The 24,165-nt window shown below is 62.9% G+C and carries 17 protein-coding genes and 1 tRNA gene; 4 read left to right on the top strand and 14 right to left on the bottom strand.

Translation table 11 applies throughout. From position 1 onward, the window contains the following. Positions 1-339: 339 nt before the first annotated feature. From C1A15_RS03120 to C1A15_RS03095, 5 genes are all read right to left on the bottom strand, one after another. The gene (locus tag C1A15_RS03120; protein ID WP_101721214.1) at positions 340-1,092 is read right to left on the bottom strand and encodes a hypothetical protein; all 753 of its coding nucleotides are present in this window, start codon (positions 1,090-1,092) and stop codon (positions 340-342) included. Between the two features lie 1,146 nt (positions 1,093-2,238). Beyond that, positions 2,239-3,171, bottom strand: a complete 933-nt coding sequence (locus C1A15_RS03110) for a PDDEXK family nuclease (protein WP_245864893.1) — start codon at positions 3,169-3,171, stop codon at positions 2,239-2,241. 456 nt (positions 3,172-3,627) lie between these two features. After that, a complete protein-coding gene (locus C1A15_RS03105; RefSeq protein WP_009305719.1) occupies positions 3,628-4,341 on the bottom strand; it encodes a LytR/AlgR family response regulator transcription factor in 714 nt (237 codons plus the stop codon). Between the two features lie 139 nt (positions 4,342-4,480). Then, a complete protein-coding gene (locus C1A15_RS03100) occupies positions 4,481-5,368 on the bottom strand; it encodes a tyrosine-protein phosphatase (RefSeq protein ID WP_101721212.1) in 888 nt (295 codons plus the stop codon). 118 nt (positions 5,369-5,486) lie between these two features. Next, positions 5,487-6,908 (bottom strand): Sapep family Mn(2+)-dependent dipeptidase, encoded by a 1,422-nt coding sequence (locus C1A15_RS03095; RefSeq protein ID WP_101721211.1) that lies wholly within the window; start codon positions 6,906-6,908, stop codon positions 5,487-5,489. A gap of 211 nt (positions 6,909-7,119) precedes the next feature. On the opposite strand from C1A15_RS03095, the gene C1A15_RS03090 reads away from it, so the two are divergent. Then, a tRNA-Leu gene (locus tag C1A15_RS03090) sits at positions 7,120-7,202 on the top strand. A 42-nt stretch (positions 7,203-7,244) separates the two neighbouring features. On the opposite strand, the gene C1A15_RS03085 is transcribed toward C1A15_RS03090, so the two are convergent. Then, positions 7,245-8,456 carry a PucR family transcriptional regulator gene (locus C1A15_RS03085; RefSeq protein ID WP_101721210.1) on the bottom strand — a complete coding sequence of 404 codons (1,212 nt, stop codon included), beginning with the start codon at positions 8,454-8,456 and terminating at the stop codon, positions 7,245-7,247. A 226-nt stretch (positions 8,457-8,682) separates the two neighbouring features. Here C1A15_RS03085 and C1A15_RS03080 point away from each other — a divergent pair, with 226 nt between their 5' ends. Continuing rightward, on the top strand, positions 8,683-10,641 hold the full coding sequence (locus tag C1A15_RS03080) for an FAD-binding protein (RefSeq protein WP_101721209.1): 1,959 nt from the start codon (positions 8,683-8,685) through the stop codon (positions 10,639-10,641). Between the two features lie 79 nt (positions 10,642-10,720). On the opposite strand, the gene C1A15_RS03075 is transcribed toward C1A15_RS03080, so the two are convergent. From C1A15_RS03075 to C1A15_RS03060, 4 genes are all read right to left on the bottom strand, one after another. Next, the gene (locus C1A15_RS03075) at positions 10,721-12,139 is read right to left on the bottom strand and encodes a serpin family protein (protein ID WP_101721208.1); all 1,419 of its coding nucleotides are present in this window, start codon (positions 12,137-12,139) and stop codon (positions 10,721-10,723) included. 76 nt (positions 12,140-12,215) lie between these two features. Next, positions 12,216-12,437: a hypothetical protein gene (locus C1A15_RS03070; protein WP_101721207.1), complete on the bottom strand. Its 222-nt coding sequence runs from the start codon at positions 12,435-12,437 to the stop codon at positions 12,216-12,218. A 256-nt stretch (positions 12,438-12,693) separates the two neighbouring features. After that, complete coding sequence (locus C1A15_RS03065) at positions 12,694-14,247, bottom strand: catalase (RefSeq protein ID WP_101721206.1); 1,554 nt, start codon at positions 14,245-14,247, stop codon at positions 12,694-12,696. A 400-nt stretch (positions 14,248-14,647) separates the two neighbouring features. Continuing rightward, positions 14,648-16,135, bottom strand: coding sequence for a helix-turn-helix domain-containing protein (locus C1A15_RS03060; RefSeq protein ID WP_180952977.1), 1,488 nt, complete (start codon positions 16,133-16,135; stop codon positions 14,648-14,650). Positions 16,136-16,379: 244 nt separating this feature from the next. On the opposite strand from C1A15_RS03060, the gene C1A15_RS03055 reads away from it, so the two are divergent. Next, positions 16,380-18,320 carry an FAD-dependent oxidoreductase gene (locus C1A15_RS03055; RefSeq protein WP_180952976.1) on the top strand — a complete coding sequence of 647 codons (1,941 nt, stop codon included), beginning with the start codon at positions 16,380-16,382 and terminating at the stop codon, positions 18,318-18,320. Between the two features lie 417 nt (positions 18,321-18,737). On the opposite strand, the gene C1A15_RS03050 is transcribed toward C1A15_RS03055, so the two are convergent. Next, the gene (locus C1A15_RS03050) at positions 18,738-20,195 is read right to left on the bottom strand and encodes a helix-turn-helix transcriptional regulator (protein WP_245864892.1); all 1,458 of its coding nucleotides are present in this window, start codon (positions 20,193-20,195) and stop codon (positions 18,738-18,740) included. Between the two features lie 254 nt (positions 20,196-20,449). Here C1A15_RS03050 and C1A15_RS03045 point away from each other — a divergent pair, with 254 nt between their 5' ends. Then, complete coding sequence (locus C1A15_RS03045) at positions 20,450-22,174, top strand: FAD-dependent oxidoreductase (RefSeq protein ID WP_101721204.1); 1,725 nt, start codon at positions 20,450-20,452, stop codon at positions 22,172-22,174. 53 nt (positions 22,175-22,227) lie between these two features. Here C1A15_RS03045 and C1A15_RS03040 read toward each other — a convergent pair whose 3' ends face one another. The 3 genes from C1A15_RS03040 to C1A15_RS03030 all read right to left on the bottom strand — a co-directional run bounded on the left by C1A15_RS03040 (position 22,228) and on the right by C1A15_RS03030 (position 24,089). After that, complete coding sequence (locus C1A15_RS03040; protein ID WP_101721203.1) at positions 22,228-22,497, bottom strand: ACT domain-containing protein; 270 nt, start codon at positions 22,495-22,497, stop codon at positions 22,228-22,230. Between the two features lie 89 nt (positions 22,498-22,586). Beyond that, positions 22,587-23,153, bottom strand: coding sequence for a GTP cyclohydrolase I FolE (gene folE, locus C1A15_RS03035; RefSeq protein ID WP_101723667.1), 567 nt, complete (start codon positions 23,151-23,153; stop codon positions 22,587-22,589). A 78-nt stretch (positions 23,154-23,231) separates the two neighbouring features. Further along, positions 23,232-24,089, bottom strand: coding sequence for an exodeoxyribonuclease III (locus C1A15_RS03030; RefSeq protein WP_101721202.1), 858 nt, complete (start codon positions 24,087-24,089; stop codon positions 23,232-23,234). Positions 24,090-24,165: the final 76 nt, after the last annotated feature.

Raw genomic sequence — 24,165 nt, 5'->3', positions numbered from 1 at the left:
CAGGTTTAGAATTTGCAGGTGAGGTTCCATTTTTCGTTCAAGCCGCTCACGCGAAACGACACCTGTCGTTTTCGAAAACCCAGACCCCGCCACTCTGTTTAAATCGCAGCCCCCTGATATAAATAGACCAGGTCAGGTTCCCTTTTCATTACATTCTCACTTCGAGTTACTCATGGTTGTCGCAGGATCGGCCATCGCGAGGGCTACCGGCGTGCACCGTCCCCACGATGCCCCGACGTCGAAAGCGGGCACAATACCTTCACAGCCATGCTGGGCGTATTTCGACACCCCCGTGAGCAAAAATGAGCAGCACAACGGGGCCACCCACGGTACCGAACGCTAGGATTTCTTGACGATCGCGAGATCCCGAACGCTGCTTCGCAACGCGTCTTCGTACGCCTCCCGATCGAGTCGGTTCATGCTGGCGTCGATTTCCGCGTGCACGTTCGTCCCGTCCACCTCAACGACGCGGACCGCCGATCCGTAGTCGCGGCGAACGCTTTCCGCAAAGGCCTCCGCCTCTTCCGCGCCGCCGAATTCGACTTCCATCGCCGACGTCTCGCATAGCCCGTTCGCGCCGAAATGCACCGACTCGGTCACTGTTTGACCGTTCCCCGCAGCATCCGTCGTGACATAGCGATACACGACCGTGCCCGATCGATCCTCCGACGGCGTCGACGGCGCGTCTTTTTGCCCTGCGCTTTCGGCCTGCCCCTCGCTGCGACCGGGCTGACCTGCTCCGGGATCCGACGCCTCGGAAGAAGAGGGGGTTTCGACCTGCGCAGCCTGCGGCGCGTCGCCGGCATCGCCGGGGTCGGAACATTGCGTAGCCGCTCCTAAAACGAGCGCGACCAGCAGCAACGAAGCGACAATGCCGGCAGCGATCTTGATGCGCACGATCCGGCAATGCTCGAGCATTCCTTCCTTCATGCCCTCGGAGATGCTGTGCGGGCGCTCCTCGAACATCGGGCTTGCCTGTTCGCCGCCCTTGCTCCATTCGGGCAAAGAAAACTCGCGCTCGGCGCTTGCGTCGGCAGGCTGCTCGTCAAGATCGCTGGCCGCGATGATCTCGGATTCGAGCTTCCTGCTCAACGCGTTGAGGCGTGCGAGACGCGAGTCTTTGGACCGGGGAAATGGGGTTGTGGCGGGAGTGGGATTGGGGTTGGGCGCGGGGTTGGACGCGGAGTCGGGTTGGACGCGGAGTCGGCCTCGGGAGTCGGCGCGGGGACGACCTCGGGGGCGGTTTCGGCAACGAGGGTTGCGGGAGCGGATGCGGTCGCGACCGCAGGAGTCGGCGCGGCTTTCAGTGCGGGGGCCGCAGAAGCCGATGCGATAACGCGCTTCCTCGACGGCGTTTCGTCGGCCGGCTTAGCAAGCGTCTCCTGAGTCGCGCGCGCTGCGTGCTTCCCCCCGAAGGCGCGCTCTTTCACCCGGCCGTTCGCATGCTTCCCCTTGCGCACGGGCGCCATCTCCGAGCCTGCCGTTGCCTTCGCACGAGCCGCTTGATCTGCCGTAACGCACTTGACCCCGTCGGATCGACGACCACCCGCAGATACCGGCCGGGAGTCGGGCACATGCTTGGACGCTGGGTCGGGAACAGGCTTGGCCACGGGCTCGGATGCGCGCGCGGGATCGGGCGCAGACGTCAGCTCGGGTTCGGACTCGATTTCGGGTTCGGACCCACGCCGCGGAAGATCGATGGGGCTCGCCAGGGGTATCTTGGGAAGCGTCGGGAGCGTTTCCAGCGTCAGCGGCACGTCCGACGGATCGGGCGCCGCGCCCATGAGATCCAGCAGCAAGTCGGACGCAGGCTCGAACGCGTGCTCGTCGACGCTCGCCGCGCCAGCCGGAGCCCCGCCGGACAAACCGAGCAAGGCATCCAGCGTGAGCGTCCCTTGTTGTTCGTCTGACATGCCCTGAATTCCTCCGTTGAAACGCGACCTCCCGAATACGGGGGCACATTATACGGCTTTTTGAAAACCGCGCTAGCTGGGAGCCAAACGCGCCACGTGTTGGGTCGCGCTCTCCCCTCTTGGCAGAGATCGCACGATATGAACGATTCTGTCCAGCCATTCGCGAAGCAGAATCGCAAAACACCAGGTCGCAAAAAGTTAGCCTTGTCTATTCTCGTTCATATCGTGCGATCTCTGCCAGCGCCGAGCGACGACCGGCTTCCGCGCCGACACTCCGAGCGGGCTTCCCGGCCGGACGCGCCTACGCGCTGCTTCACGCGAACGATCAGCACCCAAGCAGCTCGCGCCTCAGCGCGCGGTTCGCGCGCGTGAACTCGGGATCGACGTAGCGAAGGCGTTTCCCTGTGCGCTCGGCAATAGCATGCGCGATCGCGTTTGTCTCACCGCCGTCATTGAGCTGCCACTTCGTCACGGTCATAACGGTGATCCCCATCGACACCAACGCGTCTCGTCGCATCGAATCCTTCTGCATGCGTTCCGGATCAGCATGGTCGCCGCCGTCGTACTCGACATCGAGCTGCGCATCGGGCCAGAACAAATCGCACACGAGATACTCTCTGCCAGCTATGCGACGCTCCCGCCTCCCCAGATCGATGCGATGATTCAGCAGCGGCATCTGCAAGCCGTATCCGCCCATCCGATACGGAAGAGTAAGCTGCATCGTCAAAATAGTCTCGCGAGCCGACGCAGACCCGTCCGCGACATAGCGCAGCGCCTCGGCCGCCTTCCTCTTGCCACGCACGACCCCCAAGCCGGCAACGTAGGAGGAAAGCTTATCGATGCTGGTCAGCGGTGTACATTTGCGATACTCGCCGTACGAGAGGTCGTAGGTTCCGCATAGCTCGAACCCGAGCTCGATTAGCTTGGGCAACTCCCACAAAGTGGCCATTTGAACGAAGCAGAGCTCTGGCGAACAAACGCTGAACCCGTTCATGGAGTCGAGGATCGAACGCGCGGGCAACGGCGCGCTTTCGACGTGGCAAACCGCTTCCCTCGATTTCCTACGAGCGGAATCGCTCGACACCAGCACATGCAGGGGGCGCGCAAGCCACCATGGACCCGGCTCGGCAAGCGTCCCCTTTTTGGGCGGCTCCAAGAGCAGCGGGCGGGCGTCCTCTACGGGACGGAAGCTGCGCTGACCGATCCGAACCGATCTCCAGTATTCGAGTGCCGATATGTGACTGAGCACGGGTTCCATAGACTCATGATAATGGCTCGACTTGCCGAACAGAAGAGCGCCTGGCAGAGATCACGCGATATGAACGATTTTGGATGGCTTTTTTGACGGAACTTCGGAGAAACACCAGGTCGGATTTTTTGTCGAAGCGCAGAATCGTTCATATCGTGCGATCTCTGCCCGACGGTTGCCGCGCGGGAGCAGCGGGAGGGAAGAGGCCGCGAGGCGAGGCCACCGGGGCACGATCGGGGAACGGGCGCGGCTGCGGGGCCGAGAGCGAGGCGCACCGGGGGCACGATCGGAGGGCGGACGCTGCGGGGCCGGGAGCGGGCCGGGAGCGAGGCGCGCCGGAGAACGGGGCGCAGCGAGGGGCGCTGGACAGGGGCGCTGGGCAGGGGCAGCTAGAGCTCCTACGAAGACGGGGCCGCATATGCGGCCCCGCAGGAGAACAGAATCACGTAAAAGGTGCGAAAGGCCTTACAGTCCCAGCGCCTTCTTCAGGGCGGAGACGCGGCGGCGCGAGACAGGGATCTTCTCGTCCACGGCGTTCAGCGTGAGCAGCAGCGTGCCGCCCGACACCGATTCGATCTCCTCCACCATCGACAGGTTCACCAGGTAGCCGCGATGCACGCGGAAGAACCCGTGGCCGTCCAGGCGCTTCTCCAGCTGGGCCAGGCTGACCGTGGAGAAGTAGCGGTCCGTGTCCGTCTGCAGGTACGCGTAATCGTCGCGCGCCATGACGAAGCGGATCTTGTCAATGCCGATGAGGATCTTCTTGCCGCCTTTTTCGACGGGGATGCGCTCGGACTTCTGCGCCTGTACGTGCAGCGATACATGCTCGCGCACGCGCGAGATGGCCTGCGACAGACGCTCGGTCTCGACCGGCTTCACCAGGTAGTCGATGGCGTTCACCTTGAACGCGTCCAGCGCGAACTCGCTGTAGGCCGTCACGAACACCACCGCGGGCGGGAACTTGAGGTGCTGCAACGCCTCGGCCAGCTGCAAGCCCGTCGCTTCGGGCATGTTGACGTCGAGGAACATCACGTCGCACGGGTATTCCTTCAGCTTCTCGATGGCCTCGCGCACGCTGGCAGCTTCGGCGACAACCTCGGTCTGCCCCAGTTCGTCAAGCAGGAACTTCAGCTCTGAACGCGCAGGAGCCTCGTCATCGACGATCATCGCTTTCAACACCTAAGCCTCCTACCTTCCGTACGTTTTCTTTCGCTCATTATAAGTCATGGAACGCCGAAACCGCCCAAAAGCCGGAAGATAGGAACAACCAAACCGACGAAAGACCATCAACCGCCGTTGGCCATCGGTAAACCAGCCGTTACCCGCGCGGATCGTCCGTGAGGTAGCGGGCGCGCAGGGCCTCGCGCTTCTCGTCGGTGACGTTCAGCTGGTCGCGCACGTAGGCGTCGAGACTGCCGTAATGCTTCTCGACCGCGTCGAGCGCGGCGCGCAAAAAGCGCGGATCGGCGGAGTTGATCACGTGGATGCTCTTGTCCAGCTTGTCGCCCAAACCGAACGAGGCCAGCGCGTCCATGATGTTCTGCGTCTCGGACTCCACGTACTTGTTCGTGGCCAGGTAGTCCTGCTCGATGGCCTCGCGCGTGACGCCCAGCACGTACAGCAGCAGCGCGGCGGCCAGGCCGGCGCGGTCCTTGCCGATGGTGCAGTGCCACAGCACCGAGCCCTCGTCGGTAGCCAGCACGTCGTCGAAGAACTGGGCGAAGCCGCGCTGGCTCTGCTCGTCCAGCATCATGCGCTCGTACACTTCCTCCATGATGCTGGCCGGGTTCTTCTGCACCGTGCGCAGCATTTTGAGCGCCTGCATCATACCGCCTTCGCGCGTGACGCCGAACGTGGATGTGCTCAGCACCGGCGCATCCACGAAACGCACGCCCATCAGGCCGTCCTCCGGGTCGGGATGCTCCTTGCGCTCCTCTTCGGTGCGCAGGTCGATGACCGTGCGCACATGGTAGTCGTCCAGCAGGACCTCGAGATCACGGGCGGTTGCGTGGTCGAGCGCGCCCGAGCGCAGCAGGCGTGCGTGCTTCACGTAGCGGCCGTCGTCCGTGGGCAGTCCACCCACGTCGCGCGTGTTGGGAAGGCCTTCCAGCACGATGCGGCCGCCTTCCTCGTTCTCGAGGCCTTCGGCCGGAGCGATGCCGATGGCGGGGGCGAAATCGGTGGGGACGGTATCGAATTCGGGCATGCGAACCACCTTTCAAAAACAGAAACGCCCGAACCGGGCGCTTGTCGGCCGACGGGCCGCCGGGAAGGACGCGGCGCCCCGGCAGCGCGCGGCCGCCGGGGCGTTCGTACGAAAATCGTTACTGGAGGTCGAGCTGCATGAGCTTATCGAGCGTGAGCGCGTAGATCTTGAAGGACTGTTTGAGCAGGTCCTCGCTGACGCCCTCGTCGGGACCGTGCATCATGCCGACCCATTCCGGATCCTTGATCCACGGCTTCTCGGGGCCGAAGCTGGCGCCGCTCTTGAACTCGCGCGCGTACGTGCCGCCGCCCATCGTGAACGGCTTGGCGTCCTCGCCCGTGGCCTCGTTGTACGCGTTCAGCAGCGCCTGGATCACCGGGCTGTCCGGCTTCACGAGGAACGGCACCATGAGCAGCGTGTTCTCGAACGTGCCGCCGATTTCGTCGGTGAGCTGGCGCAGACGCTCGCTGATCTCGTCGGCCGTGATGGACGTGGGGAAACGGCTGTCGAGCGTCTGCACGAAACGGTCGTCCTCGATCTTGATGGTGCCGCCGATGACGGTGAGCGGGCCGAAGTACTCGTCGGAGCTCTTGATGCCGATGCCGCCGCCGTCGGTGTGGTTGAGCAGCTTTTGGTCGAGCTCGAAGAACGCGCGCTCGTCGGCGGTGCACAGGTCGTGCTCCAGCAGGTAGTCCACGATGAGCCCGATGGCGTTCACGCCCTCGTCGGGCATGGAAGCGTGGGCGCCCTTGCCGGCGGCGGTGAGCTTCGCGCGGCCTTCGCCGTCGGCCGTCACGGTGATGCGGTCGGTGTTCGGCAGGTTGGCGGCGTCGGCCTTCACCACGGCTTCGGCGATGCCGGGCACCGCGTTCGTGGCCGCGCCGCCCGTGAACTCGAGCACCACGCGGTCGGCGATGGGCTTGCTGGCGATGACGCCGTCGTAGCCGCCCTTCTCGCCGTAGCACACGGGGAATTCGGCGTCGGGCGTGAACAGGAACGCAGGGTCTTCATAGTGCTTGTGGTAGTACGCCACGTCGGCCATGCCCGATTCCTCGTTCGCGCCGAACAGGAAGCGAATCGTGTAGGGGAACTCCGGCACCTCGCCGGCATCCTGCATATCCTTCCAGAACTTCATGGCGTGCAGCGCCACCACGCTGGGGCCCTTGTCGTCGAGCGTGCCGCGTCCGACGAGGTAGCCCTCCTTGCGCGTGACCGCATACGGCTCGAAGGTCCAGCCGGGGCCGGCGGGAACCACGTCCATGTGGCCGATGATGCCCAGCTGCGTCTCGCTTTTGCCGGGAAAGTCGGCGAACCCGATGTAGCCCTCGACGTCGTGCGTTTTGAAGCCCATGTCGCCCGCCAGCTTGAGCGCCGCGGTGAGCGCCTCTTTCGGGCCGGGGCCGAACGGCGCGCCCTCGGCCGCCTTGTCTTCTTCCTGGAAGCTGGGGATGCGGACGAGCGTCGCGATGTCGTCGACCATCGTCTCCCAGTTGTCCTCGAGGTACGCGTCGATCTTCTTGGTCAGTTCTTCGTGCTCCATAGGTGCCTCCCGACTCTCGGTGCGCGTGCGCTTGTTGGTGCCGGCGCGACAGCATGGCCGCGCGGCGAAGATCACCCCATTATGACCGTTGCCGAATCGACACGCCAGGGCATCATGCATATGTTGAGCGATTGTCGCCGAAGGTTTGTCGCCGGTGCGCAGCATTTTCTCCTCGACGGGCACCGGGGCATCCGGTATACTTTCGTGATGCGCCCGAGTGGCGGAATGGCAGACGCGGCGGTCTCAAAAACCGTTGTCCTAGACGTGCGGGTTCAAATCCCGCCTCGGGCACCATCCGCATATGAAAACGAACCCCGATCCGGGGTTCGTTTCGTTTCACCCGATGAAGTCACGCAGGCGAAACGCAAGCATTACCTCAAAGAGCGTGTCTGCATCCGAAAGATCGATGTCGAATAGCTCTCGTATCCGTTTGACACGGTAATTGACCGTGTTGGCATGAACCGAAAGATTCAGCGCCGTTTCAACGACGTTCTTGTTCGACTCCGCATACGTGCGAAGCGTTTTCAGATATTCGGTACCGTTTTCCTCATCGTAGCGGCTCATGGCCAAAATCGCCGGGTGCATAAGCCTTTCGAGCTCATGCGGGGGCAGCTTGGAATACCAGAACAAGGAGAACTCCTTGTAGCGATCGCAGTTGACCAACATTCCAGGCTCCGGGTCTCTCATTTGAGGAAAGCTCTGCATACACGAATGCACGTCCAAGCACGAAAGGACGTCATCGAACGAGCCGCTGACAAGCACAACGGTTTTGAAACTATAGGCAAGCTCACGGAGCTTGTCCTCCGTTGACGAATCGATGTCGCCGTCCGCGATATCGAACAGTACGTTGATCGTCTTTCCCTTCGAAACAACGGGGCTATCGAGAAAAATCCTCTGGATGGCCGAGCGAAGAAACGATTCGGGCCTGTCTTCGGACAAGGCAACGCAAATCAGCCTCCACTCCCTGTTTTCGTACGCCTTCCAATCCCTCACGCGCAACGCAAGCTGCGCGGAATTCGTTACCGCCCCGAAGAGAAGCGCCCTGAAAGCATCTTCGTTCGTGCGCTCGAATCCTCCTACACCATGAGCCGCGCACATGAGGGCAACCAGATGGGCTATCGTCGCGACTAGATCTCCGTCAACGGTCTCGAGGGGTATATCCGCTCGGGGGATGGACAGGTTTCCGTAGTAACGTGTCCCGATCGCGATATTGCAGAATATCTTCTCGACCCTGCCGTTTCCGACATCGCCTCCTACCTCATTTCCATCAAAGAGGTAGATCGGTTTGCTCTGGCTGTCGGCTTTGCGAACGACGTCGAGGAATGTATGGAACGCCAACTCGTCGTTCGCGAGCAATTGACGAATATCGTCAATGTCGGATGCTGGATAACCTGGAGAAGTGAATGCAAGCTCCAAATCGTTGTCAGGCGAAAAGCGGATGGGGGTTCCTATAAGCGCCGCAGCGGCATCTATGAACTGCTGCATGTCGACGCACTCGTACACCATGGGCAGCAGTGTCGATTCTGCCCTTATTGAAAGCATCGACATGTGCGCTCGACTTGTGCAAACACACAAGTCGCCCCCTCCCGCGTTGGTAAAAATCCAATAACAGAGCCCTCAACTGGTCAGAAGACCAAATTACACCCTTTCGTTTTTCACATTATACTATATCGCCCTTTCTCCTTTGCGCGTATCTTGCTAACCAGCAAGCGCCTGCGTTCGTATAAAGAAACAAACTGAAGGACTGCTCGAATCAGCAGGAAGGGGATCTATCGTGGTCGAGAATCAAACGCCGGAAAGCAGTTTCACGCGACGCAATTTTCTCAAGGGAGCCGCTGCAGGAATCTTCGGCACTGCCGCTATCGGAGCACTTGGGGGCTGTTCGCCAGCACAGACGGCAACCGCCCAGTCGGGTTCGTACACCTACGCGGATACGGTCAAGTGGGACGGCGAATACGACGTACTCATCATGGGGTTCGGCGGGGCGGGAGCGGTTGCCGCTCACTACGCAGCGAAGAACGGCGCAGAGGTGCTGCTCTTCGACGTCGCACCCGAAGGGCACGAAGGAGGCAACACCCGCTACTGCGCCCAATGCATCGCGTTCGGCAAGGAAGGGGACGAGGATAAACTCTTGACTTACTACGAAGCGCTATCGGGAGGCATCGAGTATGACGAAGACGTCCTGCGCGCGCTCGTTGACGGCATGGTTCAGATACCGAGCATCCTCGTGAATGAATACGGCATCGAGAAGGTGACGAGTTTCAAAGGGCAGGCAGCTTGGAACTGGGGGATTCCCGAATTTCCCGAACTCGAAGGCAGCGATGCCGTCGACGTGGGAACCATCAACGGCAAATTCTCCGATGCCGCTCTATGGAACCTGTACCGAGACAAAGTGTATGAGGAGAAAAACCAGATCGACGTGTGGTACGAGTCTCCCGGCACCGCGCTCATCCAAGATCCGGACACCTTGACGATACTCGGCGTAGCCATCGAACGGAAAGGCACCCCGCTCAACATCCGGGCACGGAATGGCGTCGTCTTAGCATGCGGCGGCTTTGAGAACAACCCGCGCATGGTGAACGACTATCTGGGACTTGCCGTCTACAACCCCATCGGCACGTTGTACAACCGGGGCGACGGCATCTCGATGGTTCTCGAAGCAGGGGCGGATCTTTGGCATATGGGCGTCTACGAGGGAATTCGATTTCTCGGAGGCGCTGGCCTCGAGGCTCCTATGGGCGAGCGATCTCCGTATGGAACCGTAGGCATTCCCGGATTCGATACGGGCGGCAGCTACGTTCTCGTGGGATCCGACGGCAGCCGGTACGTGAACGAGACCTACATGACCAGGCACGGGCACGTATCAGGGCACGGCGAGTGGCCCCACCCCCAGCATACGAAGCACAATCACCTGATCATGGATCAGGCCCATTACGACCTTATCGCCCAGGCGAACCAGTTAGACGACAGAATGGCATCCCTGATTGTGCAAGCAGACAGCATCGAAGCCCTCGCAGGATCAATCGGCGCCGATCCCGCCGTCTTGAAGCGCACGATCGAGAAGTACAACCTCTACGCGCAGCAAGGCGAGGACTGGGAGTACGATCGAGATGCAGCGACTATGAAGGAAATCGGTTCCGGCCCCTATTACTCGTTCCCTATGGTAGCGCGCATTCTGAACACCCAAGGCGGCCCACGCCACGATGCCAATTCGCAGGTCCTGGATGTACAAGGCAATCCCATCCCGCATCTTTACGCTGCCGGCGAATTCGGTGGTTTCACGTCAAAGAACTACCAAGGCGCGTCGAATATGACAGAGTGTCTCGTGTTCGGAAAGATAGCCGGCACGAACGCGGCGGAAAAGAAGGACGATCTAGCTTTGTACGCCGCTAAAAGCCAGGTGGAGTCCGATTTGAGCTACACCCTCGGAGCTGAAACGGATGCCGTCGACAGCGCCGAGTACCAGGTTGCCGAAAACGAGTATGTAGGAGCGGCGTCAGGACTCGGCGGAGAGATCGTCGTCAAGATCAAGATGGACGATAGCACCATTGAGTCCGTAGAAGTGCTTAAGGAAAGCGAGACTCCCGAAATCGGCGGCGAAGCACTCAAGAAGCTTCCGCAGATGGTCCTCGATAAGCAGTCCCCTGACATTGATGTCGTCTCGGGTGCCTCCGTTACTAGCAAGGCTTTTGTTGAAGCCGTTAAAGCAGCGCTTGAGAAAGCGGGGGCGTAGCGCTCGAGCGATGCACGGCCGTCCACGGCGCGCGATGCGAGACTCCTCCAACTCGCATCGCGCACCCGCACGTTGGCACTTACGCCTCCGCGGCTGGGTTGCCGCATACGCCAACGAACAGGGGGATCCCCTGCGACGACGTGATTTGGAACAGGAACGGGCGATCGAGGCGCAGCTCCACCTCGTCGCCTTCGGGAATCATCGCGGACATCTCGCTGATGCCGATGTTCGTGTAGGCGCTGGCTTCGGCGCCCTCTTCATCCCAGGCGATGTGGCTTTCCTGCTTGACCATGGAGATGTACGCCGGCGTGGACGTGAGGTTCGAGAAATCGGCCCGGTCGTCGAACGCCGCTTCCATGCCCAGGCGCTCGAGCGCCGGGATCAGATCGAACTCGGTGTCGAAGGCGGCTTTCGGCACCACGTAGGTGATGAAGCCGTACTCGTCTTCGTTGGCGTCCACGGCGAAGGCCTCGGCCAGGCGCTGCTCGTCGGACAGCAGGTCGTCCACCGAGACGCCCTCGTTCGGCAGGACGAACGTCATCATGGTGCCGCCCGTGAACGCGAGGCTGGCGCGCAGGAAGTCGTCGGTTCTACGGTAGCCTTGCAGCGAGTCGATGCGCTGCGTCATGAAGTCGGTTTCGACATCGCCCGCGGCGGCGTGGAACGTGGCGGACGCGGTGCTCGCCGCATCGAACGGGTCCGTCCAGCTTCCCTTGAAGTACACGGTGTTGATGATGGACAGCAGCAGGTCACGCTCGGTTTTCACCTGGGGGTCGATGGTGCCGCCCGTTTTTTCGGAAATCCACGCGGCCATGGCTCGATCGGTGGCTTCGGTGCCGAATTCCACCGAGAACGGCGTGGCGTAGAACTGCCCGGTGGCGGTGTCGACGAACGACTGCTCGAAGGGATTGTCCTTCGCCATCCAGATGGAGTTCGCCAGATCGACCGTGGAGAAGGGATCGGTCGCCAGCACGCGGAACAGGTTGCCGCACTGCTCGGGCACGCTGACGCCGGCGGGCGCTCCCAGCACCGCATCGATCTCGTCGCGCGTCTGGCCTGCGGCGCCCTCGTTGGCGAGCGCCAGAGCGTAGTACAGGCTGAGCGGGGAATACATGCGGTTGGGATCATCGGCGACGGGCTCGCCGCCGTCGTCCGCCGCGCCGCCCAGCACCGAAGCCGAGCTGCGGTACGCGAACGCCGACAGCGACTCCACGAACGGCTGGTCGACGGGGTTCTTCTCCAGCGTGTCGAGCCACGCCTCGGGATCGTCCTCGGAGGCCTTCTGCGGCATGGCCGGCTGCGCTACTGCGAACTCGCCGGTGCGCTCGCCCGTCGGCTCGCTGGTCGGCTCGCCAGCTGGCTCGATGGTCGACTGCTGCGTGGTGCACGCGCCGAGCAGCGCGCTTGCCGCCAACAGCGTCGCGAGCGCTGCGAACAGCGTCAACGCCTTCCATGTGAGGCCATCGCCCCGATTCGCCTGCCGCTTCCCTCGCTCCATCGTGCTCCCTCCGTCGAACCTGCTTGATCCGTCAAAGGGTAACACGATCGAGCCGCCCGAATTGTCGGGAATGAGGCTAGAACAACATGCCCAAAAACGCAGCGATGCCGCCGGTGACCACCATGATCACCCACACGATGAGCCAGAACAGGCAGCCGAACCAGGCGAACAGCTTGCCGCCCTCGCTCCAGCCCCATCCGTCCCTGCCCATGAACCACGCGGCCAGCACGCCCAGCAGGCCGCCGAACAGGCCCACGCAAAAGTAGCCGAACTTGGCCAAACCGGAAATTTCCCGCATCGGAGACTCCTTTCAACGTTTGAAAAGAAGATCGTAGCTCCGATCGACAGCAAGCGGGGTGCGGTGCGCGATCCGTGATGCAGCTGATCGCCGCGCGGTTCCTGTTCGAAAACGAAGACGGGCCGCTTCTGCAAGAGGGATGAGCAGAAGCGGCCGTATGCGGAATAGCTTGGTTGGGTGTCCCCCATGGGACCAATGTCCCCAAAGGGGACAGGCACCTTTGGGGACATTCGGCACCTTTGGGGACATTCGAGCGCTAGGCGCGCACCTCACCGCCCTTCTTGCGGGCGGGGACCTGCTGGCCGGTGGCGGCCATGCGCTCCTCGTGAGTCATCTGCGCCAGCTCGTGCACGCGCTCAACGTCCACGCCCAGCGCTGCGGCCAGTCGATCGCCGTATTCGGGATCGGCCTTGTAGCAGTGAGCCGCGTGGCGCAGGCGGATGTTCTCCGTGACGCCGTCCATGTTCGCGGCCGTGTTCGAGATGAGCACTGCGCGCTGCGGCTCTTCCATCAGGCGATACAGGTCGCCCGGCTGGTAGAACGTGTCGTCGGTGGGGTCGTCGGCGGGATCCCATGCGTCCATCGGGCCGAACAGGTCCAGCGGCGGCTCGGCCGCGTCGGCCTGCTGCTGCCACTGCCCGTAGCTGTTGGGCTCGTAGCCGATGGTTCCGCCGAAGTTGCCGTCGGTGCGCATCATGCCGTCGCGATGAAACTCGGCGTAGGGGCAGCGCGGTCGGTTCACCGGGATGTGGTTGTGGTTCACGCCCAGGCGGTAGCGCTGCGCGTCGCCGTACGCGAACAGGCGGCCCTGCAGCAGCTTGTCAGGAGACAGGCCGATGCCCGGCACGAGGTGCGTCGGCGCGAACGCAGCCTGCTCCACCTCGGCAAAGTAGTTCTCGGGGTTGCGGTTCAGCTCCAGCTCGCCCACCTCGATGAGCGGGAACTCCTTGTGGCTCCACGTCTTCGTGATGTCGAACGGGTTCTCTTTGTAGTTCTTCGCGGTGGCCTCGTCCATCACCTGGATGGAGAACGTCCACTTCGGGTACTCGCCGCGCTCGATGGCGTTGAACAAGTCGCGCTGATGGCTCTCGCGGTCGCCCGCGATGATCTGGCCGGCCTCCTCGTCGGTGAGGTTCTTGATGCCCTGCTGGGTTTTGAGGTGGAACTTCACCCACACGCGCTCGTTGTCCTCGTTGATCAGGCTGAACGTGTGGCTGCCGAAGCCGTGCATGTGGCGGTAGCTGGCGGGGATGCCGCGGTCGGACATGACGATGGTCACCTGGTGCAGCGCCTCCGGCAAGCTGGACCAGAAGTCCCAGTTGCTCTGCGCGGAGTGCATGTTGGTGTGCGGGTCGCGCTTCACCACGTGGTTGAGGTCGATGAACTTCTTGGGGTCGCGCAGGAAGAACACGGGCGTGTTGTTGCCTACAAGGTCCCAGTTGCCGTCGGGCGTGTAGAACTTCATGGCGAAGCCGCGGATGTCGCGCTCGGCGTCGGCCGCGCCGCGCTCCCCGGCCACGGTGGAGAAGCGGACGAACACCTCGGTCTCGGCGCCCGGCTGGAACACCTTCGCCTTCGTGTACTGGCTGATGTCGCCGGTTACCTTGAACGTGCCGTACGCGCCGGAGCCCTTCGCGTGCATGCGTCGCTCGGGAATGACCTCGCGGGCGAAGTGCGCCAGCTTCTCGATCATCCAGTTGTCCTGGAGCATCATGGGGCCGCGCTCGCCCGCGGTCAGGGTGTGGTTGTTGTCGGCGACGGGGTTGCCCGCCTCGTTCGTGAGGCGCGTGGTATCGAATTCGTTGGCCATGGCGTGACCCTTTCCCTTTTGCTGCATCCGCTTGCGCGTTGCAGCATCTCTGTGTGATAGATTCACCATACCTGGCCGATTGTTGGAATGGAATACTAATTGATACTAATTCTCATTAAAGTCACAATTGGGGTGACTTGCGCGGGAGGGGTGGCGGGAGGCACATCTTCGCCCGAAACACACGCTACGAGGCCCGGATGCGTGCGCTTCGGGCGAAGACGGGTGCGAATACCCGTGCGGGAGAGCAACTCAGGAGCGGGGCGCGATGCGGGAATCGACCTACGAGCGAGGCACGATGCGGACAAATGTTTCACGGGAAACATCCTGCCGCGAGCCAAGTGCGTGACGCGAGCGACGGGGTTCGGCAGATGAGCGCGTGCCGCGCGGCCCGCGCCCGCTCTTACTCCCCGCGCAGCATCTCGTCCAGCTCGGCTCGGCTGTGGATGCCGAGCTTCTGGTAGATGCGGCGGGTGTGCGACTTGAAGGTGCCGTTCGCGATGTAGAGCTCGCGCTCGATGTCGGCAGCGCTTTTGCCGAGCGCCAGCAGCTGGAACACTTCCTTCTCGCGAGGGCTCAGGCGGTAGCGCTCGCCCAGCTCGGTGCAGCGCGCGGCGAATCGTCCCTGCTCATCGCCGTCCTGCGCCAGCTTCCCCACGCCGAAGAACGACGCACCCCACCGCGAGTACTCGCGCTCGGACAGCAGCACCATGCTGGCCACCACCACGAGGATCACGAGCGGCACCGACACGGCCGCGTCGTCGGGCAGCACCGGGATGACCCCCTCCGCCATGCCGGCCGACACGAGGTGGCCGCCCACGCTGGCGAACATCACCAGCTCCTCGATACCGCACAGCAGCACGGCCGACACGCCGTAGCGATGCGACAGGTCGCACAGCAGCACCGTCAGCATGAGGAACATGAGCGCGTAACCGGCGGACACGAGCACGTCGGACACCGCGCTGTTCGACGAGAACGACAGCAGCGTGGCCAAGAGGCCGCACACCATCAGCACGAACGGCGTGCGGTACACCCGCGTGAAGTCGAACTTGTGCGAGAAGAAGTACGACACGATGAATAAGATAGCCGAAGCCAGCATCACGCCGAAGATGAACAGGTCGTTCTGGAACGTCGGCGCGCCCTGCTTCACGCCCAGGACGAACTCGTACACGCCCAGCACGATGACGAGCTTCCACGGGAATCGCAGCTTGCCCCACGTGCGCTTCGGCAGATCCACGGCAGGGATCTTCGCAAAGCCCACCTTCAGGCACGCGAACGACAGCAACGGCAGCACGAGCAGGGCCACCACCAGGCGCGACTCGCCCATGCCGAAGGTCATCCACCCGATGACCGACCCCAGGAAGAACGCGCCCGACACGTACAGCACGATCTGCAGCGAGTTGAGGCACGCCTGCAGCTCGGCCCATTGCAGGATGGACAGCGCCGCGCCCACGCCGGCCAACAGCGCGCTGGCCACGACGAGCGGGAAGGCCGCCGACGCCGACGAGCCCGCAGCTCCCGGCGACGCGACCGCCAGCTCGTACAGCAGCACCGACGCCACCATGCACACGGGCGCCACGATCACGACCGCGCGGCGCCGATACAGCGGCGCCAGCTTCCGCGCCGCCACCACGCAGACGATGAACACGGGCAGCATCCCCAGGCTCATGAGGTCCTGGCCGAACCACGGGCTGTCGGGATAGAGCGCAGCGAACCGCGCGAACGAGATGTCGTCCCACGCGCGCACGAACGCGAAGCCGAAGAAGCACAGCGACAGATAGCGCAGGTCGGCGATGCGCCGCTGCGCGTCGTGCAGCAGGTCGACCGGGGCGTCCTGCTCCCCCGCTCGCTCCCCTCCGCGCTCCCCTGTATGGCCTTCGGCTGTCTGCATGCTGGCATTGTACCAAACGCGCCACGCGGTCGCGCAGCCGGGTGGAGCTTTCTCCAAAAACAGCTTCCCACCTGGTCGGTTTACAGTTCGGGTTACAAAGTTCATACGCGGTTTCATCCTCGCAAAGCATTGCCGCGGCCGCCGGGCGGGCGTACCTTCTGGTCATTCGCCAGGGAGGGCGACGGCGGCCATACGGAACGCGGGCCGGCCGAACCGATTCAGGAGAACTAAGAAGAGGAGCATCATGAACGAACTCGGACTCAACGGGCTCACACGCCGCAGCTTTATGAAGACCCTGACCGTGGCCGGCGTCTCGGTCGCCGTCTTCGGCCTTTCGGGCTGCGCGCCCACCGCCAACGCGTCGACCAAAGGCTTCAAAGCCGGCACGTACACCGCTTCGGGCCAGGGCAAGTTCGGCCCCGTGCACGTGGAGGCCACGTTCAGCGAGGACGCGCTGACCGCCGTCGCCGTCACGAAGCATGAGGAGACGAAGTTCATCTCCGACGCCGCCATCGAGCGCATCCCCGCGGCCATCGTGGAGCACCAGTCCCTCGACGTCGACGTCATCACGGGCGCGTCGCTGACCAGCATGGCCATCAAGAACGCCGTCACCGACTGCGTGAAGCAGGCCGGCGGCAAGAAGAACGCGCTGGCGGGATCGTACGTGCCGCCCGCGCCGTCCACCGCCGTCGAGGAGCTCGACGCCGACGTGGTCATCGTGGGCTCGGGCGCATCGGGAACCGTCGCCGCACTGACCGCTGCCCGCCTGGGCGCGAAGAAGGTCGTCGTGCTGGAGAAGAGCTGCACTATCGGCGGCAACGCGCTGGTGTCCGGCGGCTACCTGGAGTACATCAACGCCCCCGACGAGCTGCGCGAGAAGATGACCGATAGCTACGAGAACGAGTTGGCCGACGAGCTGGCGCAGGCGCCTTCCGTGATGACCCCCGAGCAGGTGGCGCTGCTCCAGGCCGATTACGATGCTTGGAAAGCCTCGGGCAGCGACAAGGTGTTCGACTCCATCTACCTGCACGCGCTGCAGTACAAGCTGCAAGGCGAGGGCGAGTACGACGAGATGCTGCGCACAGCCGAGAACATCGCCGACCTCGACGACTGGCTGGTGTCCGAAGGCTTCCAGTTCAAAGACCTGTGCGGCATCGTGGGCTACTCGTGGCCGCGCTGGACGTCGCCGAAGGAAGGCGTGTGCGGCCAGGGCTACTTCATGTTCTACCAAGACACTATTGAAAAGAACGACTACCCGGTGGAGATCTACCTGAACACGCCCGCGAACGAGCTGATCATCGAGAACGGCGAGGTGGTGGGCGCCGTGGCCACGGGCCCCGACGGTACCACGTACCGCGTGCGCGGCGAGAAGGGCGTCATTCTGGCGACGGGCGGCTTCTCGGGCAACCCCGACATGCTGCGCGAGTACAACACCATGTGGCCGTTCAAGGAAGGCACCGACATTCCCACGACGAACGCATACGGCCACACGGGCGACGGCATCACGATGGGCCTGGCCGCAGGAGGCACCGTGGCGCTCATGGACACCCAGATGCCCTTCCCCTTCGCCGACTGCAAGAACTCCACCGACGAGACCACCGTGGGCGACGACATCGACTGCGCCATCGTCAACAAGGAGGGCAAGCGCTTCATGGACGAGGTGAAGGACCGCTACACGATGACGCAGCACATCATGGAGCAGACCGACCAGATGATGTTCATGATCTCGGATGCCGACACCTGCCGCGTGAACGGCGACGTCAACCGCTACGGCCACAACCTGCAAAGCCTTATCGACCAGGGGCAACTCTACCGCGCCGACACCATCGAGGAGCTGGGCGAGCAGATCGGCTGCGGCGGCGCGGCGCTGGCGGCAACCATTGAGCGCTACAACGAGCTATGCCGCGCGGGCGAGGACCCCGACTTCGGGCGCACCACGTTCTCCGAGGAGAGCCCCATCGAGAACCCGCCGTTCTACGCGAGCCCCCGCACCTGGGCCATGCACATCACCGTGGGCGGCCTGAACGTGGACATCTACGATAGCTACCAGGTGCTCGACGAAAGCGGCGCTGCCATCCCCGGCCTGCGCGCCATCGGCGAGACCATCATCGGCAGCTGCGGCATCGGCGTGCAGGGCGAGGGCTTCGCCGTGGCGAACGCCCTGTTCGGCACCGACGCCGCGTAGCCGCAACCCCGCTTACCCGCGCGCCGCGCACCACGGCGCATCCCCTCCCGAAGCGCATCGACCGGGTCCCCCAGGACCGGGCCGATGCGCTTTTTGATTCGACGGGCTATGCCTCGGACAGGCCCGCGCCCGCCAGCCCGCGCCTGCTGCCACCCTGCGACCAATCTTTGGCCCTATGTGATGCAGAATCGGGTTTTTGGCAATGCTTTCTCACATCAGCCGACGCCGAGACCGATTCGTTCCGAAGAAACCCCAGCTCGCATTTCGCCGAACTCAAAAAAACGATCGATCCGATCAACCGTAGTCGGGCAGAATTGCCAAAAACCCGATTCTGCATCACATAGAGCTCGTAATCCTGACACGAACCGTCCTCACGAGCAGGTTTCGTTGCGCCGAAGATGGTTGAGTATCGTTGGGTTACGCCTCGATGGACTCCACCAGGTCGATAAGCTCTTGGCGCGAGTGAACTCCCGTTTTCGCGAAGATGCTCTTCGTATGGGTGCGCACCGTGTTCTTCGATATGACCAGCTCCTCGGCTACATACGGCACGTCGCGTCCGCGCGCCAGGAGATCGAGGACCTCGGCCTCTCGACGCGACAGCCTATATCGCTCGACCGCAACCGCGCAGCCGGCTGACACCGTATCGCCCGCCACATCGACGGACGAAGGGGACAGCTCTTCCCCCGAGGCCGCCTTGCCGCGCCTCGCCTTCCTTCCATGCGGCGCCACCATCGCAACCGACAGAGCATAGACCGCAACCAACGCGACAACCGACAGCTCCGCCAGCCCGACGCCTCGACCCGCGCCCACGTACAAGCCCACGACGGAACCCGCGAGAGAGCACGCATAGACGATGCCGGCGAAAAGGCCGTACACCAGCACGGGGGCAAGCGATTGGTTGCGCGCCGTCCGAGCGCACGACACCACCATAAGCGAAGACGTAACCGAAAACACCAGAAACACGAGAGAGCGAACCACCTGGTGAAATGTTCCCTCAAGAAGCGGCAGCAGCAGAAACGCCGTAGCCGTGAGCGGGAAGAGTATCTGATACAGACGCATAAGCGTCACGCGTTCGTACAGGAGTTTCCAGGTAGCCAGCAGGGCAACCGAAGCCGCGAGCAAGCCGATCATATTGCTCTCGTTTGTTTGCCCTATCGAACCGCCGACCGCAAGCGAGCCGACGCGCACGATGCCTACGATGAACGCCGAGAACGCAACGCAAAGCAGCGGACGCCATAATTCGGAAGCAGCTTCGCGGCACCGATCGCGCCGTTGCTCGGGCACGGTATCGAACATGGGGTGCACTTTCGGCGCGCACTTCCAAGCAATACGGGTGAGAAGCACCGCAATGGGCGCGAACGCGAACAGCGATGCCCACGGTGCCGCGTTCGCCGGCAGCACTTCGACGGCGAAAAACAGCAGCGCCGATATCCCGGCGGCGACAAACACGACAATGCCCGCCGTGAAGACCTTTTGCGCGGCTACGACCTCTTGCAGAGCGCCGAACATGAGACCGCTCCCCCAGCCGAAGCATGCGCCCACTACGACAAGCGACCAACCGGACGGGATCACGCCGCCGTTTTGCAAGACCACGAGCAGCGCGCCCGCAAGAAAGAGAACCAACGCCAACACCGGCGAACGCCACAGCCTCGCCTTAGGATGACGAAAGGCAACCAACCCGGAAACCGCAAGCGACAGCGGAAGCGTCGCGGTTCGCACGAAGTACTCGAGCATGAGCGCATCCGGGCTTTCCTGCGCAGTCAGGAATCGAAGGTACCCTCCCCACAACGTTACCGAGGTGCATGCCAAAAAGAACCCGTAGGCAAGCGCAACCAGCACCTGCTCTCGCTTCATGTTTTTCAGAACGAATCCCACCGATCCGCACCTCCCTCCGTGCACGGATAGCAAGCGGCCGAGCCCCTCGCCCGAGCCCCCCGCGCGCTCATTGTACCGCACCGTTCGACCTCCTTACCGGGCACTCGCGACGTCCGATCTTCTGGACGAAAAACCACCTAGGGTGGGTGAGGTCTTGTTTCTCCTGATCGTTTAGGCTGCGATCAGCTCGGGGCGCAAACGTCGCCGAACGGCGCGGTGCCCCGAAGAAGCAATCCAAGGAAGGGAGTTTCATCATGGAGGGCAATCTGAATCGTCGCAGCTTCGTCAAAGGGGCGGCGCTGAGCGCCGCGGGCCTCATTGCGGGTAGCGCGTTGGCCGCATGCTCGCCCGCAACGGGAACGTCGGAAAGCAAACCGGATGCCGCTCAGACGGCGGTTGCGAACAGCGCCGGGCAGCAATGGAGCTTCGAGATCGCACCCGACCCCATCGGCGACGACGCGATCGCGGAGACGGTCGAAACCGACGTCGTGGTGGTGGGCGGCGGCATGAGCGGACTGGTGGCCGCCGCTTCCTGCGCTGAAAACGGCTTGAAGGTGACGCTCATCAGCGCATCGAAGGGACCCGTGAGTCGCGGCGGATCCAATAACGGCGTGTACTCGAAGGTTATGGAGGAGATGGGCATTCCGCGCATGGATCCCACGTGGTTCTACCGCAAGGAGTACCTGGCCAACGGCGGCAACTTCAAACCGGCCCTGTGGTACAAGTTCTACAACAACTCCGAGGAAGCCATCAACTGGATCATCGACATAGCGGCCAAAGCCGGCATCAAGACCACGATCGAGTCGGGCCCGGAATACAAAGAGGGCGACCCCATGTTCACGCCGCCCGCGGCCCACGCGTTCTACGTTGACGACAGCGAGTTGAAGGGCTCCATCGGAAACGGCGAGGGACACATCGCAACGGAGATGGGACGATACGTCGCCGAAGACCTGGGAGTAGACGTGCGTTGGAACGTCAAGGGCGAGCAACTGGTGCGCGGCGGGGTCGCCAACGGCACCGAAGGACGCGTGGACGCGGTCATCGCCTCCAACGCCGACGGTACGTTCACCAAATACGTCGGTTCCAAGGCGGTCATCATGGCAACCGGCGATTTCTCCCACGACAGGGACATGATGGAACGCTACTGCCCCCAGGCCGTCGAGCTGTGCGACTTCACGACCGACATCAATTACGACCAGGGCATATGGATGGGCGGGCTCATGCCCGGAGACGGTCATAAAATGGAGCTGTGGGTGGGCGGCGCATGGCAAAAGGAGCCCAACAACATCATGCTCGGCCGTCCCAATCTTCCCGGCGACCAACCGTATACGAGCCATACCGGCCTCATGGTGGACAACGCCGGCCACCGTTTCATGAACGAGGACGCGTTGGGAGGCCTTGCCTGCGCAACCATCATGCATCTGCCCGAGAAGACCGCCTATTGCATCTGGGGAGCCAATCGCGCCGAAGCGGGCGGCCCGTGGGGCGCCATCAACTACCCTCATGGCGAGTACTTCACCACTGAAGAGGTTATCGAACGCTGGGACACGGATGCCGACGGCTTCGGCATCGTCAAAGCGGATACGCGCGAAGAAGTGATCTCGAAGCTCGGCCTGCCCGCAGCGACCATCGAGACCGTCGAGCGTTACAACAAGATGTGCGAAGCGGGCGTAGACACCGACTTCTACAAGACCGCCGACAAGCTCATCCCCATCGGCGAGAACGACGGCCCCTTCTACGGCGCGTCCTTCTCCCCCGGCTTCCTCACCTCTTTGGGCGGCCTGCGCACCGACCCCGACCTTCGCGTGCTCGACAAGGACGATCAGCCGATCGAAGGCCTGTTCAACGCCGGTTGCATGATCGGCAACTTCTACTCGGGCACCTACACGTTCGCGATGGAGGGCATGAACTACGGAGCCACCTGCATCACCTTGCCGTACGTCCTCGGCAAGGATCTGGCCGCAGGCAAGCTGGATTAAACGCATGCCGAGGGGCGCATCCGCGTCCCTCGGCGACGTGCGGCAGCTTTTCGTTAGATCTTATACATGAACTGGAAGACGTCCTCGCGCTGGATGATGATCTGGACGCCGAGGGACTCGCCCACAGCCTCAAGCTTCTCCTGCACCGCGTTGAAGTCGGCCACCTCGGGATTGAGCGTGGTCAGCATGGTCATCGAGAAGATGTCGTCCAGGATGGTCTGGCTGATGTCGTCGATGTTCGCGCCGCATGCGGCAAGCGCCGTGGCAACCTCGGCGACGATGCCGCTGCGGTCCTTGCCCAGAACGGAGACTACACACTTCATTGATTGGTTCCTTTCCTCATGGTCTTCGATAGCGAACGAATGTTTCACGTGAAACATTCGCGACACCGTGCCGAAACGACGTGCGAGCCTTAGCGGCGTGCGAAGATGAGCGACAGCGCTTCGGCGCGCGTCGCTTGGCTTTTCTCGAAGGCACCGCGGACGGCGCTCGTCATGGTTTTCGTGCCCGGCTTCTTCACGCCGCGCATGCTCATGCACATGTGCTCGGCTTCCAGCACCACGATCACGCCCTGCGGATGCAGTTGTTCGATCAGGGTGTCGGCGATTTGCGAGGTCAGGCGCTCCTGTACCTGCGGGCGCTTCGCGAACGCATCCACTAGGCGCGCGAGCTTCGACAGGCCGCAGATACGCCCGTCGGCCGCCGGGATGTAGGCGACGTGCGCCACGCCGAAGAACGGCACGAGGTGATGCTCGCACATCGAGTAGAACGGGATGTCGCGCACAAGGACCATTTCCTCGTGATGCTCGTCGAACGTGGTTTCGAAATGCTCGGCAGGGTCTTCGGTGAGCCCGGCGAACACCTCTTCGTACATCTTCGCCACGCGCTCGGGAGTTTTCAGCAGCCCCTCGCGCCGGGGATCCTCTCCCACGCCCTCGAGAATGAGCCGCACGCCCTCTTCGATTTTCGCTCTATCCATGACCATCTTTCTATCGTCGTGTGTCGCCGTGCATCATACCACGAGCGGGCCGTCGGCTTCGTCGTTCGCGCAAGCGCCCTACAGCTCCAGCTCGATGCCCACCGGGCAGTGGTCGCTGCCGTAGACTTCGTCGTAGATGCAAGCGCTGGTAATCTTCGGGGCAAGCTCGTCGCTGACCAGGAAGTAGTCGATGCGCCACCCCGCATTCGTCTGGCGCGCCTTGAAGCGGTAGCTCCACCACGAGTACGCGCCCGTCACGTCGGGATGCAGGTGGCGGAATGAGTCGACGAACCCGACTTCCAGCAGGTCGGTGAACTTGCCGCGCTCCTCGTCCGAGAAACCGGCCTTGCCGCGGTTCGGGCCCGGGTTCTTGAGGTCGATCTCCTGATGCGCCACGTTGAAGTCGCCGCACATGACGACGGGTTTCGGGTCGGCTGTCTCGCCCGGCTGCGTCAGCGGCAGCTCGCTGATGCACACGTGCCCCTCGCCTGGAGCGGGGCGCTCGACGGGCGCGCCGGCGGGCAGCACGCCCTCTTCGAGACCCTTGCAGAAATCGCGGAACGCGTCGTCCCACTCCATGCGATGGGCGATGCGCGCCAGCTCGTTCTGCGCGTTCGGCGTGTACACGTCCACGAACCAGAACTTCGGGAACTCGAGCGCCACGATGCGCCCCTCGGTGTCGAGATGCGGGAAGCCTAAGCCGTGCAGCGCCTGCAGCGGCTCCTCCTTGCAGAAGATCGCGGTGCCGGAGTAGCCCTTCTTCTCGGCATAGCTCCAGTACTCGCGATATTGCGGCAGGTCGAGCGTCGCTTGGCCCTCCTGCAGCTTCGTTTCCTGCAAGGCCACGATATCGGCGTCGATTTCGCACACGATGTCCTCGAAGCCCTTGTTGAGCACGGCGCGCAAGCCGTTGACGTTCCACGAGATGAAGCGCATAGGTTCCTCCTCCGTCGCCCCGCGACGATTCCCGGTGTGTTGCGATCAGTATAGCGGAACGTTGGCAGGCATCCAC

It is taken from the genome of Eggerthella timonensis (assembly GCF_900184265.1).
Classification (GTDB): Bacteria; Actinomycetota; Coriobacteriia; order Coriobacteriales; family Eggerthellaceae; genus Eggerthella; species Eggerthella timonensis.
Note: the sequence above shows the minus strand (reverse complement) of the source record. Positions and strands in the feature narration are given on the sequence as shown.

Coding starts and splice junctions, on each gene's coding strand:
- C1A15_RS03110 (WP_245864893.1), bottom strand. CDS start 3,171: ATGGAACCCGTGCTCAGTCACATATCGGCACTCGAATACTGGAGATCG.
- C1A15_RS03100 (WP_101721212.1), bottom strand. CDS start 5,368: ATGCCCGAATTCGATACCGTCCCCACCGATTTCGCCCCCGCCATCGGC.
- C1A15_RS03095 (WP_101721211.1), bottom strand. CDS start 6,908: ATGGAGCACGAAGAACTGACCAAGAAGATCGACGCGTACCTCGAGGAC.
- C1A15_RS03085 (WP_101721210.1), bottom strand. CDS start 8,456: ATGTCGATGCTTTCAATAAGGGCAGAATCGACACTGCTGCCCATGGTG.
- C1A15_RS03075 (WP_101721208.1), bottom strand. CDS start 12,139: ATGGAGCGAGGGAAGCGGCAGGCGAATCGGGGCGATGGCCTCACATGG.
- C1A15_RS03070 (WP_101721207.1), bottom strand. CDS start 12,437: ATGCGGGAAATTTCCGGTTTGGCCAAGTTCGGCTACTTTTGCGTGGGC.
- C1A15_RS03065 (WP_101721206.1), bottom strand. CDS start 14,247: ATGGCCAACGAATTCGATACCACGCGCCTCACGAACGAGGCGGGCAAC.
- C1A15_RS03060 (WP_180952977.1), bottom strand. CDS start 16,135: ATGCAGACAGCCGAAGGCCATACAGGGGAGCGCGGAGGGGAGCGAGCG.
- C1A15_RS03055 (WP_180952976.1), top strand. CDS start 16,380: ATGAACGAACTCGGACTCAACGGGCTCACACGCCGCAGCTTTATGAAG.
- C1A15_RS03045 (WP_101721204.1), top strand. CDS start 20,450: ATGGAGGGCAATCTGAATCGTCGCAGCTTCGTCAAAGGGGCGGCGCTG.
- C1A15_RS03040 (WP_101721203.1), bottom strand. CDS start 22,497: ATGAAGTGTGTAGTCTCCGTTCTGGGCAAGGACCGCAGCGGCATCGTC.
- folE (WP_101723667.1), bottom strand. CDS start 23,153: ATGGATAGAGCGAAAATCGAAGAGGGCGTGCGGCTCATTCTCGAGGGC.
- C1A15_RS03030 (WP_101721202.1), bottom strand. CDS start 24,089: ATGCGCTTCATCTCGTGGAACGTCAACGGCTTGCGCGCCGTGCTCAAC.